This window comes from Microbacterium algeriense (assembly GCF_008868005.1).
In the GTDB taxonomy this organism is placed as follows: Bacteria; Actinomycetota; Actinomycetes; order Actinomycetales; family Microbacteriaceae; genus Microbacterium; species Microbacterium algeriense.
The window spans coordinates 675,566-693,396 of the sequence record NZ_WAAO01000003.1 but is presented as its reverse complement, the minus strand read 5'-3'; the positions used below and the strand labels follow the sequence as shown (position 1 = coordinate 693,396).

Genomic DNA, 17,831 nt, shown 5'->3' with positions numbered 1-17,831 from the left:
CCAACCATCAGGTGCGACTGATGCAGAGAACGGTGAGAGACGGCGGCCGCAGCGGGTACAGCGCGCCGCGAAGCGCAAAACGTGAAAGGAGCGGACCAGGGGTTTCGGTGAGTGAGCGCCACCAGGCGGGCGGCCGGGTGACCAGCACTACGGCGATGAGGAGCGCGAGAACGCAGGCCATCCACGACATGCCGTGATCGTCAGAGCACGTCGCACAGCCCGTCTCATCCATCGCTGCAGCTTCGCCTGAGGCGTGTGCGGGGTGAGCGTCGGCATGCGCGGGTGCGACCGCGATGGTTTCGCTGTGCCCGGAGGGCATGGTGTGCGTGTTCATCGAGTGCATCGCCAGAAGCCCGAAGATCACGGAAAAGGCGACGGCGACGACGGTCAGGAGGGTGCGGGTGAGGGTGCGCTGGTCATGCACGCGCCGTGCGATCGTCGTCAACACTGTCCCACCTCCCTTTCTTCCAGGGTACGTCGCCGCCGCCCATGCGCCTACTTGTCGACGACGGCGTCCGGGCTGAGGTTCAGCCGTCGCAGCAACTGCGCATTCAGCGCGACAACGATCGTGGATAGTGACATCAACACTGCACCGACCGACATCGGCAACACGAACCCGACGGGGGCGAGCGCACCGGCAGCCAACGGCACCGAGAGAAGGTTGTACCCGGCGGCCCACCAGAGGTTCTGTTTCATCTTCCGGTAACTGGCCCGCGACAGCTCAATCACGGAGATCACCGATCGGGGGTCGTCGCTGGCGAGGATGACACCTGCGGAGGCGATCGCAACGTCCGTTCCTGCACCGATCGCAATCCCTACGTCTGCCTGGGCGAGGGCGGGGGCGTCGTTCACGCCGTCACCGACCATCCCGACCTTGCGGCCTTCGTTTTGCAGTTCTTTCACCTTGGAGGCTTTGTCCTCCGGACGGACCCCGGCGAAGTACCGGTCGATACCCAGCTCGCCGGCGACGGACGCGGCGACCGCGTCAGCGTCACCGGTGATCATGACCACCTGCACGCCGCGCTCGTGAAGCGCAACGACCGCGTGACGCGACTCGGAGCGGATTTCATCCGCGAGGCGCAGCGCGCCCGTCACCTGACCGTCGACGAGCACGTGAAGGATGATCGCACCCTCACCGCGCCACTCGTCGGCAACCGGCAGCTCGGCGGCGTGTTCTTGCTCGAGCATGTACGGGCCACCGACCTGCACGACACGTCCGTCAACGCGGGCACGCACCCCGACAGCGGGGGATGACTCGAAGTCGGTTGAGCGTGGAACGGTGAGCGTCTTCTCTTTTGCCGCGTTGACGATCGCGCGGGCGAGGGGGTGCTCGGAGTCTGCTTCCGCCGCGGCCGCCCACGCCAACAGCTGATCGGCGTCGGTCCCCGTGACGGGGTTGATGGCGGTCACCGCGGGGGTGCCCTTGGTGAGCGTGCCCGTCTTGTCGAACAGAACAGTGTCGACGGTGCGCATGCTCTCCAGCGCGAGACGATCCTTGATGAGCACGCCCCCGCGGGCGGCGCGCTCGGTCGCGATCGACACGACCAGCGGGATCGCCAGGCCCAGCGCGTGCGGGCAGGCGATCACCAGCACCGTGATGGTGCGGATGACGGCGGCGTCGGGTAGGCCAACAACCGTCCAGACGATCGCGGTGATCGCTGCGGCGCCGAGCGCGAACCAGAACAGCCACCCTGCGGCCTTGTCCGCGAGCCGCTGCGCCCGAGACGACGAACTCTGCGCCTCGGTGACCAGCTTCTGAATCCCCGCGAGAGCGGTGTCCTCACCGATGGCCGTGATCTCCACCCGCACTCCGGAATCCGTGGCGACGGTACCGGCAATGACCGGGTCGCCATCGCTGCGGCGCACCGGCCGGGATTCTCCGGTGATCATCGACTCGTCCATGCTGGCCGATCCCTGAACGATGCGCCCATCGGCGGGGACCCGCCCGCCCGGACGCACGACCACGACATCGCCTACCTGCAAGTCCGAGGGCGCGACCGTTACGGTCGTATCGCCGTCGACCTTTTCTGCCTCGTCAGGCAGCAACGCCGCTAAGGAATCCAAGGCCGATGTCGTCTGCGCGAGCGAGCGCATCTCGATCCAGTGACCAAGCAGCATGATCACGATCAGCAGCGCCAGCTCCCACCAGAAATCCAACTCGTGGTGCAGCATGCCGAGGCTCGCACCCCAGGACGCCAGGAATGCCACGGTGATCGCAAGGGCGATCAGCAGCATCATCCCGGGCTTGCGTGCACGGAGCTCGCTCACGGCACCCGTGAGGAACGGGGCCCCGCCCCACACATACATCACGGTCCCGAGAACCGGGGACACCCAACCCACCCACGCGGCGTCGGGCAATGGGTACCCGAGCAGCATCGAGAACATCATCGAGAACCCAACCACAGGGGCCGCGAGGACCAGCATGATCCAGAACAACCGCCGGAACTGACCGACATGATCGCCGTGACCGCCGTGACCGCCGTGACCGCCGTGACCGCCGTGACCGCCGCGGCTCGTGTGACCAGCGTGCTCTGGGGGAGCACCGTGGTCGTGGCTCATCGCCGTGTGGTCATGCTCCGTTGTCGGCACGCTGCCGTGATCCTGATGCGCAGTGTGTTCGTGGTGCTGGTCATGCTGGCTCATCGGAAACTCCTTGCTCGGATGCACCCGGATCAGCCGGGCGCAAACGGATAGCGACTCAGATCGGGGAGGTCGCGAGGGTGTAGCCGGCCTCTTCAACCGCAGCCCGTACAGCCGTGGGATCGATAGGGGCGGCGCTGTGGACAATCACGCGGGATGCCCCGCCGGCATTCAGGTCGACCGTGACACCGTCGACACCATCGATGGCGTTCAGCTCATCGCTGACGCTGGAGGCGCAATGCGAGCATGTCATCCCCGCAACCAAGATCTCGGCCGAGACCGGGGCCGCGACAGGCGCGGATGCGTCAACGGATGAAGGGGCAGCGCAGCATGCGCACCCCGCATTCGCGTCCTTCAAGCCGAGTTCGATGCGATCAGTCATGATGTGCTCCTTCGAGTAGACAGACGTAGTAGTTATGAACGGACGAGACGAGCGATCGCTTCGTTGGCCTCGCGGACCTTCGCCGCAGCCACCTCGCCTCCCTCAGCACTTGCCTGAGCGACACAATGAGCGAGATGGTCACTGAGTAGCGACAACGCCACCGTCTCGAGGGCCTTCGTCGCCGCAGACACCTGCGTCAAGATATCGATGCAGTACTTGTCCTCATCAACCATTCGTGCGATACCTCGCACCTGACCCTCTACCCGGCTCAACCGCTTACGCAGATCAGCCTTGTTGCTCTCGTAGCCGTTCACTCCCAAAAAGATACCCCCTAGGGGTATATAACACAATGCATGCGAGTCTATTCCCGGTCGGGAAGTGTCCGAGGCAAAGGTGACGCATAGGTGATCTGTGTAAGGTTCGAAATATGCGTCGAAGACCCCGCTTTCGTGCCGTTCGTGGCGCGGTCGGGGCCATGCTCGCTGTGTCCGTGATCGGTCTGAGCGGGTGTGCGCCGGATCCGGTCAGCGATTCCTTCCTCAAGGGTGAGAACACCGGGTATGTGGCCGCTGGCGGCGCGATCGTCGAGATCCCGATCGACGAGCGGAGCGAACCGGTCGACTTCAGCGGCATCACTGAAACTGGTGATGATTTCGACAGCGCAGACAACGCCGGCAAGGTCACGGTGGTGAACTTCTGGTACGCCGGGTGCGCGCCGTGCCGCATCGAGGCGAAGGATCTCGAAAGCGTCTGGCAAGAATACGGCGGCGAGGATGTAGCTTTCATCGGCATCAATACCCGCGACCAGGCCGACACTGCCCAGGCTTTCTCTCACGAGTTCGGCATCACCTACCCGAGCCTGATCGACGTGAACACGGCCGAGGCGAAACTCGCTTTCTCCGAGGTCGTGCCGATCCAGGCGACACCGACGACTCTCGTGCTCGACAGGCAGGGCCGTGTCGCCGCCCGCATCATCGGACCCATCGACGGCACCTCGATCCTCTCGACGCTCGTCAAGGACGCTCTGGCGGAGACACCGTGAACGCCGACACCATCATCGGGTCCGGTGCGCTCTGGCTCGCAGTCCCCGTCGCGATGCTCGCTGGCCTCGTGTCGTTCTTGTCGCCCTGCGTGCTCCCGCTGGTCCCCGGCTACCTCGGCTTCCTTGGCGGGGTGGTCGCGCCGGACTCGAAGGGTCGCGCGACGAACGCAGTCGCGCCCCAGCGCCGTCAGCTCGTAGTCGGCGTACTGCTGTTCATCCTCGGCTTCAGCGTCGTCTTCGTTCTCATCACCGCGCTGGGCGGCACGGCCGGCGTGTTCTTCCTACGCTGGGGCGACCTGGTCACACGCATCCTCGGAGTCGTCATCATCCTGATGGGGCTCGTCTTTCTCGGGTTGTTCAATTTCGCCCAGCGGGAGGTCCGCTTCCACGTCGGCTCCCGGGCCGGAATCGCAGGGGCGCCGCTACTTGGAGTGGCACTTGGTATCGGCTGGGCACCGTGCATGGGTCCGACGCTTGCCGCGATCATCGCGCTTTCGTTCAATGCTGGCGACCCTGTCCGTGCCGGCTTCCTCGGCCTCGCGTATTCGCTCGGCCTCGGCATCCCGTTCCTGTTGGTCGCATTCGGGTTCGGTTGGGCGGCGAAGACGGTCGAGTTCCTCCGTCGTCACATCCGGGTGGTGAACGTATGCGGAGGCATACTGCTGATCGTCCTCGGAATCCTGATGGTGACAGGGCTGTGGACCGACATCATGTCGCGGCTGACGGCGGTGATGGGTAGCGTCATTCTCCCTCTCTGAGATCCCTAGCAAGGATGTCGCGAGTGACGACTGGAGCAGCCCTCTCTACCCAACTGGTCATTGTGGGTGGCGCCACTTCGTGCTCCCATGTCGGAGCCTTAGATATAGACGCCGCGGTCTTCCATGAATCGGACGGGGTTGGTGTAACCACCATTGATGTAGACCTCGAAATGCAGATGGCAACCGAAGGAGCGTCCAGTGTCACCCGCGTAAGCGATGACCTGGCCCGAATTGACCCATTGCCCCCTGCCAACGAGGATGCCACTGGGTTTGATGTGCGCGTACCCGGTGCTGACGCCCCCGCCGTGTTGGATGCGGACGTAATTGCCGTAGTTGCCGTTCGCGCCGGCGTAGTCCACTGTTCCGGAGTTGGCGGCGTAGATCGCCGCTCCGCAGCCATTGGCCATGTCCGCGCCGTAGTGGTAGCTCGAGGAGCAGCCCTGCGAACCGCAGATCGGGGTCCGCGGGCCGTAGCTTGAACTTCGGCCGCCCCCGTGGGGCCGGACCCAACCGCCGCTACCGGCAGAGCCTCCGCCGCCGCCGTTGCCGCCACCGTTGGCTGCCGCTTCCGCGGCTTCGCGTTCGCGACGGGCGCGCTCTTCGGCCTCGCGCGCGGCCACACCCGACTGGTAACCAGCGACAGTCTGCGTGGTGGTGTCTTTCAGCGCGGCGAGCTGCGCCTGCATCGTCTCGAGGTTCGCGGCTTGCTCGTCGAGCGCGGCCTGTGCGGCGTCGGCCGCTTCTTGTGCCGCAATCATCTTCTGCTCTGCGACCTGCTGCAGGCGGTCTCGTTCGTCGCGGGCAACCTTCGCCTGATCGGTCAGCGATTGGGCGGTGTTGCGCGCCGAGATTGCGCCATCGTAGACCGACCGGTTGTACTCGAGAAGCTTGTCCATGGTGCCCAGGCGTGACAGGAGCTCATCGGCGTTGGCCGCGGAACCGGAGAAGAACAGTTGCAGTGCTGAATCATCTCCACCGTTGCGATACAGCTGTGCCGCAACTTGACCGGCCCTGCGCGCAGAGGTTTCGGCAATCGCTGATTGTTCGTCCGCCTGCGCCTGCAGGCTCTGAGCTTCCGTGATCGCAGCGAAGTACTCCTGCTGCGCTGCATAGAACTCGTCGGAGGCTGTATCGGCAGCAACCTGAGTCTCAGCGACCTTCCGCGTCAAGGACTGGATCAGCCCTTCGATTCGGGTGATCTCGGCAGCCTTGGCAGCTTCGTTGTTCTTGGCGCGTTGCACATCGTCCCAACTCGGGTACGACGCAGCGTACGCCGCTGAGTCGCCGGAGCCGATGCCGAGTGCAGCGAATGCAGCGACACCGAGCGCGCCGAGCCCGAAAGCGCCACGTCGAGTAACACTCAGCTTCCAGAACGAGTCGCGTTCGGCGGGCGTGGGTGCACAACCGCATTCTTCAGCCGCCTCCGTAGCCGCAGAGACGAGTCGTCCGTTCACTGTGCCCTCTCCTCGAGCTCGGCTTCGTGGATTCTGCTGCCATGGGCGCGCAGATTGGCCACGCTTGCATTGCCCGCCGTCTGGTCCATCGGCCGTACGTGGCCGCCGAAGTCGCGCCGACTCGCTCGTGATCTCTGATCAGTGGCCCATATCTGTCGCATCGAATTCGAGTTCGACTGTCCTGACACGAAGTTCACGCTTTCGGGTCCGTGTGGATGTCGGGGCTCACCTTGTTGTGTTTGTTCTTTTTCACTTGCCGTACGACAACGGTGGTGGCGATCACCGCGGCACCTATGACAGCCACGGCGATGATGAGCGGGATCGCGATCGAAGCCACCTCGTTCTCGCCTGCGGATGCCGCCGGGGCAGGGGTGTCCGCTGCGGGAGGTTCGGTAGTTGGCACAGCAGAGGGCGACGCCTTTGCCGGTTGCATCCGTGATTGTTCGTTCCCGCATGCTGGTTGGTCCCATCCCAGCCCTGGCTCGATGCCGGTGGGAGCGTACGTGAACGTGAAGCTCTCGGATATGGGGTGACCGTCGCTGGAGACGGCGTTCCAAAGCACGGTGTAGACGCCGGGTTCTCCGAGTGCGACCGGGGTGGTGAGGATGTTGCGGTCGATGGTGGAGCAGCTGGATTCGTAGAAGAGGCCGTCGGGTCCTTGCACTTGGGCGAAGCTTGCCTGGCTGAAGTCAATGAGTTCCCCGCTGAACGTGAGAGCGACGTCGTCGAGTTGGGTGACGGTTTCGTCTGCCCCGGGCACGGTGTCCAGGAGGTTGTCGTGCGCGAGAGCTGCGGGGGCCGGTGCGGCCACGATTCCCAGTGCGATGAGGGCAAGAAGTGTGCTGGCGAGCCAGCGGGTGCGGTGGGTGGAGGTCACGGGCGTGGGTCCTTTCGTCCGGCGGGCACGGGGGTGCTGTCGGTAGGTCTGTTGTTGCGTTTCGTGTGGAGGACGGAGAAGCCGGTGAGGATTGCGAGCATTCCCGCGATCATCAAGGTGGCGGCTCCGGCGAGGGCCTGGTCCTGCAGGGGGGTGGGTCCCCACGTGCGCCCCATGGCGCCAAACCACTCCGCGACGATGAGGTCGGAGCGAGCGATAGTGGCGATGCCGAAGAAAGTGGCCACGCCTGTGAGCGCAGTGAGTGAGGCCACACGCCACCGCCCCTCGGGAGTCGTGGACGCGTTCGGGGAAAGCGATCGTACGAAGAGGCACCCGGTGACGAGGAGCTGGCTGATCATCCATTCCGCTCCGAGCTGGTCGTAGAGCGACCATCGGAACAGGTCGGAGTAGTGGAACAACCACAGCGACGTGGCGAACAGGGACGCGGCGACGACGGGGCGACGAGTAAACCGGGCCAGGGGGCTGTGGGCGGCCCAGAGAAGCCATTCGCGCGGTCCTCGGCTTCCATCGTCCCGTGGGTGGATGACCAAGGTTGCGAGGGTGATCGGCGCCGCGAAGACAAGGAGCAAGGGGATCGCGAGACTGAGGAGAGCGAAGGCGAGGAATCGCATACTGATGAGCGAATCGTCATAGGCTGCGATCGGCCCACTGGTCGTCCACAGAAGCGCCCCCATCCCCGCAATCCAGCTGATCGTGCGCCTGGCTGGCCACGGATACCCGCGGCGCCGTGCGCGTCGGACGCCGACGAGGTAGAAGACGATTCCGAAACCCGCGACGAGCACCCAAAGGAGGTCGGGACTCCACGCCGTGAACCATCTCTGCAGGGTGAGTGCGACCGGGACGGGTGCGTCGGTGAGGATCTCCGCGGCGGTGGTCTGCGGCAGGGTGATCGCATCGGCGGGGGCGGCGGTGCGGGCGAGGGCGGCGGCGACCCCGCTCGCGACACCCATGAAACCGAGTTCGACGCACACGATCGTCCAGAAGGCGCCACGGCCCTCGCTGGTCTTTGCGATGAGTCGGCGGCGGTAGGCGGCACCCAGGACGCCCATGACCAAAAGCGCGCCGATCTTTGTGAGAAGGAGGATGCCGTACGGTGAGGCCAAATCCTCCCACCGGCCGAGGGCTGTGAGCGTCCGCGCGTATCCCGAGACGGCGACGCCGATGAACGCGATGAGCGCCACCGTCGAGTACCGGCGGAGCAGGTTCTCGAGTTCGCGCGGCGAGCTGATCGGTCGCGCGACGACGAGCAGGATGAGACCGCCGAGCCATATTGCTGCTGAAATGACATGCAGGACGAGGGACATGACCGCGGGATCGTGGTTGGCGAGCTCACCCGAATGACCCTGGGTGGCCATGGGTATCAGGCTGATGATCGCGAGCACGGTCGTGAACAGCACCGCCCCATTGCTGCGAACAGCGAATGCGAGGACTGTCACGACCGAGGCGAGGATCACGGTGATAAGCCATGATCGTCCCAGCTCCGTGTCGAGAAGAAAGCGGCCCAATTGCGCACCGAACTCGGCGTTCAGGCTCACTTGCGGATTGAACGACGACAGGAAGGTGAGGAAAGCCACCACCCCGCTTGAGATGGTGAGGGTCGCGGCGCCGGCGGAGGCGATATCGAGCGCGACGGTGAACGGTTTCCCCCCTGAGGGGAGAGCGAACACCGCCAGCACCAGGGGCCCGAGCATTGCCGCACCGGAAAGATTGACGATCAGCTTCGCGGCCGGGAGTCCCCATCGCACGAGCGCTCCAGGGTCATTGGTGAGTCTTGGTGCAGCTCCTCCACCGATCGCGAGCCCGACCACCGCAGCGATGAGTGCGGCGACAACGAGAATCGTCGGACCAACAATCCGGAGAACAACGGGATTCATGGAGCGGTATCTCCCGTCTCATCGCCTACGACGTCTGGGTCTTCGGTCACAGGTGCCGTGCATTCACCGGTCTTGGGGAGCTGCTGGATCGCCCCGGCGAGAGATTCAAGAACCGCGTCTGCCGACAGGGTGGTGGTGTCCACGTACACCTGGGCAGCTGGCTCTCGGCCGTAGGTTGTGAGCCGCAGATTCGGGGTGTCCTCCTCGTCGACGATCCAATCGACGCCACCCAAGCTGACACATTGCAGCGTGGTGGGGGCCGGGGGCTCCGACCCGCAGGTGAGGAGCACGCTGCTGGGGGTGCCCCATGCTGCGGTGGCCTGAGCGTCCGTCCAGACGCGATCCTGGTCGCCTATCGAGTCCGGTAGTCGTACGGTGACCTCTGCGCACAGCGGGTCATTCGCGTTTGCTGCGGGCTCGAGGTGGACGGTGGGTGCGCAGCTGCTGAGTAGAAACAGTGCGCAGAGTGCCGCGACAGAGGTCAGAATCTTGAGTTTCACAACTTCATCCATCCGTCTTCCTGGGAGTGAGCATCCGACCGCCGCTGTCGGATCGACACGACGAGCAGCGCGAGTACGCTTCCGATACTGAGTGTCCAGCCGAGCCACGGCATCAGCACGACGGCGAGGGTCGTGCCGGTGCGGAGGGGGACCTCGGTGATCTTCGCCGCGGTCGTGTCCACCGCAACCTGAGCCAACACTTTTCCATCGCGGCCGATGACTTGACTGGTCCCGGTGGTGGAGACGTTGACGGCAGTTCTCCCTGTTTCGAGCGCGCGCATACGGGCGATGGCCAGCTGTTGGAGGTTCTCGTCGGTGCCTCTGAAGTCCGCGTTGTTGGTTTGAAACACGAACATCTGCGCACCAGAGGCCGCGCTTTGGTGGATGACGTCGTTGTAGATGACGTCGAAACAGATGGCCAGACCGATGGGCACATCGCCAACGTTCATGAGGGGTGTGTTGGAGCCGGGCGTGTACTCGCGTTGTATCAATCCGATGAGGTCGGGGGCGATGGCTTCGTAGAACCAACGGTCCGGGACGTATTCGCCGAAAGGGACGGGGTTGGCCTTGTCGTGGAGCTGCTGCGGCCCGGCGCTGGTCCACAGCATCGAGGTGTTGAACGTGTCGGCTCCGCGGGTGGTCGCCGCATTCACCAGTGCCGGAGCGCCGGCACCCTGCACGAGTCGATCAAGGCGGCCCGCGACGGCGACATCGCGCAGGGGATCGGCGTCGACGGCCCCTTCTGGCCAGACGAGAAGGTCCATCTCACGGTCCAGAAGAGGAGCGGTCGCTTCTTCCTGCGCGCGCAGGATGTCACCTGTTGTTTTGGTGTCGAAGTAGCCGCTGGGACCGTTGCCCTGCACCCATCCGACGCGCAACATTCCCGCTTGCTCAGTCGGGAACAGAGGGACGGCTATCGCGGCAACGACGATGACCGCCGCTGCTGCTGCTGGCTCCCATCGGCGGAGGATGAGGGCTTCCACAACGCTCGCGCAGACCAGGACTGTCAGGAAGGACAGCCCGGTGGTCCCAACCCAGGATGCGGCCTCCGCGAGCGGGCTCTCGGCGAGACTGAAACCGACGCGCGCCCATGGGAACCCGGTGTACGGCGTGCTACCCATCAGCGTTTCTCGCAGCACCCACACCCCGGCGACCAGCAGAGGGGTAAACGCGCGGTACCCGTATCCGGTCCGGGTGGTGGCTCGATAGGCGAGTGCGATCAGCACGCCGCCGGCACCGAACAGCAGAGCTTCCAAGCCAGCCAGCGCGACCCACGGGATAGGCCCCAGAAACCGTGACACCCATGCCAAGTGGGTGAAGTAGAAGGCCGCGCCGTAGACGAGGGAGATCAGGAACGCCCCGGGTAGAGAACGTCCGCGGAGCGTCCACAGCCCGATGGTTACGCTCACGAATGCTGCGGGCCACCACCCGTATGCGGGGTAGGCGAAATCCAGTATTCCTCCTGCGACGGCGGCCGCGATGATCGCTACGGAAAACGGCACCGCAACAGGCAGGCGCGCGTTGTGCTCTCTGGGGTTGCCGCGCCTCGATCGAACGAAAATGGGGGGTCCCACCAACGGGTCAGCGGTCACGGTCATGAGAGCTCAGATTTTTCAGATAGGCGTTGTACGTGTCGAGGTCGGCGTTCCCATGCACGTCGGCGTACCGGTCCGCCGCGGCAGCACGAGCGGTGTCGCTGCGGAACCAACGATGCATCACGTAGATCAACATCAGCACGGTCGGGGCTTCGCCGTAGGACCAGGCCAGAGCACCGGCTAGCTGCTGGTCAGCGAGGGGATCGATGCCTAGCGCCTCTGTGGGGGCGACGAACGAGCCGACCAGGATCGTGCTGGCCATCATGAGGAACACCCCGAAGAATGCGTGGAGCGCGGCTTCAGCAAACACATCCAGCGCACGGGCACCGTGACCCAACCTGACCGGCAGAGGATCGGAGGACAAGATGGGGATGGTGAACAGCATGCCGGCGAGGAGGAATCCGACCTCGAGCGCGACGTGACCCGTGGGGAGAGTGAGGATGGAATCGGCAGCACCCGCAAGGTAGATGCCGTAGAACGCGAACAGGTAGAGCGGCACAGTGGCCCACGGGCTAAGTACCCATCTCGCGGCCGGGCTTCGAAGAGCACTGTGGGCCGCTGTGAGGACTACCCGTCCCGCTCCGTGATGCGGTGTTGCTCGCAGAAGAAGGGTTCCGGGTGAGCCGAGGACCAGTAGCGGCGGCACCATCATCATCAGAGTGAGCTGCTGGAACATGAAAACGGACACCAGCGCCTGGCCATACGTTTCAACGCCCAGGCCAGTGACCGCCGCGAGGAGAACGCACCCGAGAAGGAAGCTGACCGTCCGCCACACGGGCCAACGACGCCCGTGCGTCCACAATCGGATCGCTCCGACGAGATAAAGCGCAGCGAGGATCCCCGCGACGATGGGTAGCACCGGAAGAGGAATGTCGGCCGGTGCGAGGAACGTCTGCAGTGACGGGGGACTGTCCGGGATCTCGCCGCTCACACGCATGGTCGTGACGCGAAGCTCACGCCGCTCACTTCCGGATCACCTTGATCGTCGCACCCGCTGCCAAGAAGACCACGGCCGCGACGGGCTGTGCTGTGGTCCACACGACACCGGAGAAGGGGAACGGCATCACCGGATTCCAGAGCACGGCGATCGCGAGGAAAACCGGGATCCACCACCAGTGGCGTGCCTGCAGCGCAAACCACCCGACGATCAGCCCGAAAATCGAGGCGATGAAGAGGACGAGCGGTGCCCAGTTCGCCTGGAAGAGCGCCGGGGCCAGGAACAGGATCGCGGCGGCGACGAGGCTGGGGGCCAGGGCATTCCGCTGGTAAGTGGAGGGGACGCGTTCTTTGGGACTCATGGGTGAACCGTTTCTTCGGCGGGTACAGGGTCGACGGGATCGGGGCGGGACGCGGGGTCTGGCCGGCGACGGCTTGTGCGCAGACCCGCGACGATGAGGAATACGGCACCGATGCCGAGAGCGACATCGGCGAGGTTGCCGATGAACAGGTTCCCGTAGGCGAGGAAGTCGGTGACGTGCCCGATCCCGAACGCGGGCGGCGAGAATAAGCGATCGATGAGGTTTCCGATCGCACCGCCCACGATGAAACCGAAACCAACCGCCGACCAGACGTTCCGGGCTCGGATGGCGGCACCGATGAGGACCGCGGTGACAGCGACCCCGATGACGGTGATGACCCATGTGGAACCTTCCCCGAGCGAGAAGATCGCCCCGGGGTTGAAGGCCAGTTGAAGACCGAGCCAGTCACCGATCAGCGGTATACGCGCATCTTGCCGCAACGTGTTCAGAGCAAGAGTCTTGGTGCCTTGATCGATCAGGATGACGATGGCGGCGACGATGAGCATCACGGCCGACCGGCGGACTCGATCACGCATCGGCGTCGTTCTCCGTAGCTGCGGCATCCTTGGCGGCCTGTGCGCGGTCGCGCTGGTGACGCTGGCGCCCGGCCATAACCACTCCCACAACGCCGATCCCCAGAATCAGTGCTAGACCCGAGAGGAAGAACAGGGGCAGCAGTTCGAAAGCGCCGCCGCCGGATGCCGTGCCACCGTATGTTTGCGCGGGTCGGGCCGGTTCCGGCTCCTCGGTTGGGGAGGTTTCAGGGGTGGGGCTTGTGGTCGGAGTGCTGGGTTCCGTGGCCATCGCGGGCGTGACGGTGTAGACATACTCTCCGCTGATCGGGTGTCCGTCGGCGGAGACGGTCTTCCAGCGGACGGTGAAGATGCCGGTTGCGGCGTCCGGGGAGAGGTGTTGGGTGATCGAGTCACCGCTCACCGTCGGCGGGTCGACGGCGACGTTTGCTCCGCTTTCATCGATAACCTCGACGACCGTTGCGTCGTCACCACCGGTGAGGGTTCCGGTGAACATCAGAGAGATCTCGTCGGGGGATCCGTTGATGGTCGAGTCGGCGGTGGGGTACGACGAAACGAAGTCGTCATGAGCGGCGGCCGGAGATGCAGCCCCAAGTACGACGGATGCCGACAACAACAGGGTGGTGAGGACGGCAGTGGTGCGTGCCGAGAGGCGTTTATGCATGGGTGTCGTGCTCTCCGGGGTGGGATTCGGGTTCAATCTGGAAGGTGGAGTGTTCGATGCTCACGGCGAAATGTTCGCTGACGCATTGCTGAAGTGATGCCAGCAGTTCGGCGGAAGCTTCCATCGTGACGGTGTCATCGACCACAACATGGGCGGTGAGCGTGGGGAGGTCGGTCGAGACCTGGGTCGCGTGGAGGTCGTGCACCGCGACCACGTGCGGAAGGGCGAGGATGTGGCGGCGAACATCCTCGAGGTCGAGACCGGCAGGTGTGGACTCCAACAGGACCCGGCCGGATGCTCGCAACAGGATGAGGGTGCGGGGAATGATGAGTAGCGCGATTAAGACGCCCGCGACAGCGTCCGCCTGATACCAACCGAAAACGGCGATGAGGATGGCGCTGGCGATGACGCCGACGGAACCGAGGGCATCGTTGACGACCTCGAGGAACGCGGCGCGCATGTTGAGATTGCGCCCGCGGCCGCTGAACAATACGAGCATGGAGGCGATGTTGGCGACGAGACCGACGATGCCGAAGAACAGCAGACTTCCCGAAGCGATCTCCGGGGGCTCGAACAGCCGACGTACGCCTTCCACGAGCGCGAAGATGCCCACTCCGAGCAGCAGAGCTGCTTGAGCGAGTGCACCGAGCACCTCAGTGCGTTGAAGACCGAAGGTGTACTTGGGAGTCGGGGGACGGTTCATCAGATGCGCAGCGGTGACGGCCATCGCCAACCCGACGACATCGGTGAGCATGTGCGCCGCATCAACGAGCAGTGCGAGGCTGCCTGTGATGATTGCCCCGACTACTTCGATGATGAAGACCGAGGAGGTGATCGCGAACGCGATGACCAGGCGATTGCGGGGAGTGGCGTCACCGATACCGTGACTGTGCCCTGTTTCTGTCATGGTGCTCCTTTATGGCCGTCCGACGATTAGCCGGGCGACGGTCGCCGCTTCACGGCTCGCCCCAGCGAGGGTGTCAGCGTCCGCCCGGGAGTATCGCGGCATGCCAACAGTGAACAGTCCGGGGATGCGTGCACTGACGTGTAATGGCTGCCCGGGGGGCTCCGAATCGGGCAGCCATCCGTCTGCCGGCTCGTACCCGGTCGCGAGGATCAGGGATTGCGGCTTCATGGACGCCCCATCGGCGAACATCACGGTGTCTCCGTTGACCCCCGTTACGGCGGCGGCATGAGTGACGTCTGTCGAAGCTGCGCGGGGGCGTGCCTCGGACATCGGACCCTTACGTCGCAGCCTTGACCAGATGGGCCGCTCTGATGCCCGTGGTGGTTCCGCTCGAGTCGCGAGGGTGACGTCGTGGGAGGACGTGAGTTCTTCAGCAATCTCCACTCCGCTGTATCCGCCGCCAACGATCAACACGCGGCCGGGGGGTATCTGCGCGGGGTCGAGGTACTGGCTGGAATGCAGCACAACACCGGGCACTGCCAGTTCCTGGCGCCACCCCGGTATGCGCGGCACGGCGGCAGCTCCCGTTGCACAGACCACATTTCGTGTTTGCACTTCCCCGGCGGAGGTCGACAGATGCAGCGTGGATCCGTCGCCCAACCGGTTGACTCCAAGAGCTCGTGTGCTCCACACGGTCTTCACACCGATGGCTTTCTCCACCGAAGACAGATAGTCGGACATCTCATCCGCACTCGGATGACGATCTTCATCGCCCGGGAAAGGGAACCCGCGGACGACACTGTGGCGTGCCGCACTGCGCAGTTTCATCGACTGCCACCGTGTGGCCCAGCTTCGTTGACCGGGGGGTGCAGAATCGATGATCACGAAGTCTTTCTGTGGCTCAAGCCCGGAGGACCTGAGCGCGGCGGCTGTCGCCAATCCGGAATGCCCGGCGCCAACGATGATGACGCGACGGTGCGATAGCGAACGCGCCATCATTCAGCACCGTTCACCGCGGCTTCAATGCTGTCCTCCAGGTCGGTCCACGTTTCCAGCACGACAGGCTCTCCATCGATGAAGAACGAGGGGGTACTGCTGACACCGAGCTGCTCACCCTCGTCGAGATCGAACTGGACCCGTTCTGCTGTCGCCGGATCAGCGACCGCATCATCGAACGCGGCCATGTCCAATCCGAGTTCCTCCGCAAACCCCCGGAACAGGTCCGCACGAGACTCTTGAGCCTCACCCCATTGAGGCTGCGTCTCGAACAGGCGGTGATACATGTCTTCCAGCCGCCCCTGCTGCGCTGCGGCTTCGGCAGCGATTGCGGCGTTCTTCGAGTTGAGGTGACCAGGCAGCGGGAAGTAGCGGATCACGTACGTGATCTCGCCATCGAACTTGCCGCGGAGATCCTCGACGAGGGGATAAAACGCACCGCAGGCCTCGCACTCGAAATCGAGGAATTCGACAACCGTCACCGCCCCTTCCCCTCCGTCATCGAGGACATGCGAGTTCTCACGGACGACCTGTGGACCGTCAGCGGTCCCCGTCTCGGGTGCGGCAGCTCGATTCTGATTGACAAGGACGAAGACCAGCGCGACGAACAGCAACACCACGGCGAGAGCAACGGTGACAAGTACCGCTTTCACGGAAGATTTCATAGACACTCCAAACACACACAACGAACGAGGGCGACCAGTGGAGCGCCATCGAAGAGATGGCGCCGCCAGAGTCAGGTCCGCGACAGAGAAAGCTGTGTGAGAGAAGGAGGCAATGCGAACAGGCGCCCCGTCATGGCCGCCAGTGATGGTGCGCGCGGCAAACGTTCGCGAATGTGAGAACCGGGGACGTGCCGGCGGAAGGTCCGCGTGACGATGAGCACCAAGAAGCAGCAGATGATACCCAAGAGGCACCCGGCAACACCGATCACGATGTCGTTTGCGGTATCCCCGGTCACGAATTGTTCGGCGGTCGCGCCGACAACGCTTTCACCGGAACCAGCGGAGTCCTGGCCGACAGAAGGCGTCCCTAGTGACGACGAGGATGTCGTGCTCAGATACGGAGTCGTATCTGTCACGTCACGATGGCCGCCCGGCCATGCTCCGACAACGAGAAGAAGCGCCAGCCCGAGGGCTGTAATGATCTTCGTTATCAGGAACTCGTCGGCTCGGCTAACGCATTTGTGAGCGCGACCGTGGACGACCATGACCTCAGGATGATACCAGCCCCACCAATCAAGTCTTCTTGCGAACCCGTGAGCCACGCGCCCGTTCTACGGGCGAAGCGAGAAAGCCTTGGGACGTCGTCCGCTGAGCCAGCCCATCACCCATCAACTGGACCAGTTCCAACAAACCGCCACCACACCCAACCCGCCCCGATCATGCCCGGAACGATCACCAGCCATCCCAAGTAGAAGTTCTCGGCAGGGCGGCCATACGCGTTACTCCAGAGTGCGATGAGACCGCCGTGCAGCAAGTACAGGGACAACGCCACCTGACCGCACGCGCACAGGGGAACAAAGACAGCACCCCAAAAACGCTCTGCATGCTCCCGCCTCACCGTAGCCCCCAGCACAACGCAGACGTAGACGGCGAACACCAAGCCAATATCCCTCAGAGAGTCCAGGTAGTCCCCCGATAACACCGTGCCGAAGCGCTGCCCGAAACCCCAGGCAAGATACGCCAACAGCGCCACAGCCGCCATGATCCACAACAAGCGATCGCGTTTCAAGCCGTGACGGATCAACAGGGCACCGATGAGGAACACCGGCAACAGGTTGACCACCCGATACTGAGGGCCCAGGAACATCCAGGTCGTGACCTCACGCACGGGCGGCGGCGCGGTGTAGACCCAAATCCAGGTGCGTGCGACGCTCAGCAATGGCTGACTGGCCAGGACAAGGACCGCTGTCGCGGCGATCACGACCGAGCTGCGCAGGAGTAGAAGGGGCGCGCCGAGGATGATGAGCAGCCCGAGATAGCTCAGGATGACCGCCAGCCAGGAGCCCCACGTGGCCATCCACACACCCAGGACGATGAGGAACAGGCCACGCAGAGCCTGTTGCAGCAACGTCACCCCCGCAGCGCCGCCGCGTCTCCACACAAGCTCCGCCGACATGCCCATGACGAGTGCGAAGAGCGGCGACGCGACACTACTGAAGTTCGCCGTGACGAATTGCACCGCCCACGGTGCGTTCGGCACGAACGGAGCAGCGTGCGCGATGAGCATCGCGACAATCGCGAACCCGCGGAGCGCGTCCGGAACCAGAAGACGGCTCATGTCAGAG

20 protein-coding genes are annotated in these 17,831 nt (G+C 64.2%); 2 read left to right on the top strand and 18 right to left on the bottom strand.

Annotation, left to right across the window (positions count from 1 at the left end):
- Positions 1-7 precede the first annotated feature (7 nt).
- The 4 genes from F6A08_RS17005 to F6A08_RS16990 are packed head-to-tail and all read right to left on the bottom strand — an operon-like array spanning position 8 to position 3,336.
- On the bottom strand, positions 8-445 hold the full coding sequence (locus F6A08_RS17005; RefSeq protein ID WP_151460103.1) for a DUF6153 family protein: 438 nt from the start codon (positions 443-445) through the stop codon (positions 8-10).
- A 50-nt stretch (positions 446-495) separates the two neighbouring features.
- The gene (locus tag F6A08_RS17000) at positions 496-2,643 is read right to left on the bottom strand and encodes a heavy metal translocating P-type ATPase (protein WP_151460102.1); all 2,148 of its coding nucleotides are present in this window, start codon (positions 2,641-2,643) and stop codon (positions 496-498) included.
- A 55-nt stretch (positions 2,644-2,698) separates the two neighbouring features.
- On the bottom strand, positions 2,699-3,022 hold the full coding sequence (locus F6A08_RS16995; RefSeq protein ID WP_017201932.1) for a heavy-metal-associated domain-containing protein: 324 nt from the start codon (positions 3,020-3,022) through the stop codon (positions 2,699-2,701).
- 32 nt (positions 3,023-3,054) lie between these two features.
- Complete coding sequence (locus F6A08_RS16990; RefSeq protein WP_026049679.1) at positions 3,055-3,336, bottom strand: metal-sensitive transcriptional regulator; 282 nt, start codon at positions 3,334-3,336, stop codon at positions 3,055-3,057.
- A gap of 161 nt (positions 3,337-3,497) precedes the next feature.
- Here F6A08_RS16990 and F6A08_RS16985 point away from each other — a divergent pair, with 161 nt between their 5' ends.
- Positions 3,498-4,064 (top strand): TlpA family protein disulfide reductase, encoded by a 567-nt coding sequence (locus tag F6A08_RS16985; RefSeq protein WP_017201930.1) that lies wholly within the window; start codon positions 3,498-3,500, stop codon positions 4,062-4,064.
- Entirely contained in the window at positions 4,061-4,822 is a 762-nt protein-coding gene (locus F6A08_RS16980) for a cytochrome c biogenesis CcdA family protein (protein ID WP_017201929.1), read from the top strand. The genes F6A08_RS16985 and F6A08_RS16980 overlap by 4 nt, the downstream gene beginning before the upstream one ends.
- 98 nt (positions 4,823-4,920) lie before the next feature.
- Here the strand turns inward: F6A08_RS16980 and F6A08_RS16975 are convergent, their stop codons facing one another.
- The 14 genes from F6A08_RS16975 to F6A08_RS16910 all read right to left on the bottom strand — a co-directional run bounded on the left by F6A08_RS16975 (position 4,921) and on the right by F6A08_RS16910 (position 17,824).
- Positions 4,921-6,276: a M23 family metallopeptidase gene (locus F6A08_RS16975; RefSeq protein WP_026049678.1), complete on the bottom strand. Its 1,356-nt coding sequence runs from the start codon at positions 6,274-6,276 to the stop codon at positions 4,921-4,923.
- A gap of 193 nt (positions 6,277-6,469) precedes the next feature.
- Entirely contained in the window at positions 6,470-7,153 is a 684-nt protein-coding gene (locus F6A08_RS16970) for a copper resistance CopC family protein (protein ID WP_026049677.1), read from the bottom strand.
- The gene (locus F6A08_RS16965) at positions 7,150-9,048 is read right to left on the bottom strand and encodes a bifunctional copper resistance protein CopD/cytochrome c oxidase assembly protein (protein ID WP_151460100.1); all 1,899 of its coding nucleotides are present in this window, start codon (positions 9,046-9,048) and stop codon (positions 7,150-7,152) included. Before F6A08_RS16965 ends, F6A08_RS16970 begins: the two co-directional genes overlap by 4 nt.
- Entirely contained in the window at positions 9,045-9,560 is a 516-nt protein-coding gene (locus F6A08_RS16960) for a DUF3515 family protein (protein ID WP_036304312.1), read from the bottom strand. Before F6A08_RS16960 ends, F6A08_RS16965 begins: the two co-directional genes overlap by 4 nt.
- On the bottom strand, positions 9,545-11,146 hold the full coding sequence (gene lnt, locus F6A08_RS16955; RefSeq protein WP_017201926.1) for an apolipoprotein N-acyltransferase: 1,602 nt from the start codon (positions 11,144-11,146) through the stop codon (positions 9,545-9,547). The genes F6A08_RS16960 and lnt overlap by 16 nt, the downstream gene beginning before the upstream one ends.
- Complete coding sequence (locus F6A08_RS16950; RefSeq protein WP_017201925.1) at positions 11,130-12,080, bottom strand: cytochrome c oxidase assembly protein; 951 nt, start codon at positions 12,078-12,080, stop codon at positions 11,130-11,132. Before F6A08_RS16950 ends, lnt begins: the two co-directional genes overlap by 17 nt.
- Before the next feature lie 25 nt (positions 12,081-12,105).
- The gene (locus F6A08_RS16945; protein WP_017201924.1) at positions 12,106-12,441 is read right to left on the bottom strand and encodes a DUF6804 family protein; all 336 of its coding nucleotides are present in this window, start codon (positions 12,439-12,441) and stop codon (positions 12,106-12,108) included.
- The gene (lspA, locus tag F6A08_RS16940) at positions 12,438-12,950 is read right to left on the bottom strand and encodes a signal peptidase II (protein WP_263971446.1); all 513 of its coding nucleotides are present in this window, start codon (positions 12,948-12,950) and stop codon (positions 12,438-12,440) included. Before lspA ends, F6A08_RS16945 begins: the two co-directional genes overlap by 4 nt.
- Positions 12,951-12,969: 19 nt before the next feature.
- The gene (locus tag F6A08_RS16935) at positions 12,970-13,638 is read right to left on the bottom strand and encodes a copper resistance CopC family protein (RefSeq protein WP_017201922.1); all 669 of its coding nucleotides are present in this window, start codon (positions 13,636-13,638) and stop codon (positions 12,970-12,972) included.
- Complete coding sequence (locus F6A08_RS16930) at positions 13,631-14,545, bottom strand: cation diffusion facilitator family transporter (RefSeq protein ID WP_017201921.1); 915 nt, start codon at positions 14,543-14,545, stop codon at positions 13,631-13,633. Before F6A08_RS16930 ends, F6A08_RS16935 begins: the two co-directional genes overlap by 8 nt.
- Before the next feature lie 9 nt (positions 14,546-14,554).
- A complete protein-coding gene (locus F6A08_RS16925) occupies positions 14,555-15,541 on the bottom strand; it encodes an NAD(P)-binding domain-containing protein (RefSeq protein WP_040568255.1) in 987 nt (328 codons plus the stop codon).
- A complete protein-coding gene (locus tag F6A08_RS16920; protein WP_151460099.1) occupies positions 15,541-16,206 on the bottom strand; it encodes a DsbA family protein in 666 nt (221 codons plus the stop codon). Before F6A08_RS16920 ends, F6A08_RS16925 begins: the two co-directional genes overlap by 1 nt.
- A 71-nt stretch (positions 16,207-16,277) precedes the next feature.
- Positions 16,278-16,751, bottom strand: a complete 474-nt coding sequence (locus F6A08_RS16915; RefSeq protein WP_136025676.1) for a hypothetical protein — start codon at positions 16,749-16,751, stop codon at positions 16,278-16,280.
- A gap of 116 nt (positions 16,752-16,867) precedes the next feature.
- Positions 16,868-17,824, bottom strand: coding sequence for an acyltransferase family protein (locus F6A08_RS16910; protein ID WP_017201918.1), 957 nt, complete (start codon positions 17,822-17,824; stop codon positions 16,868-16,870).
- Between the last annotated feature and the right edge of the window lie 7 nt (positions 17,825-17,831).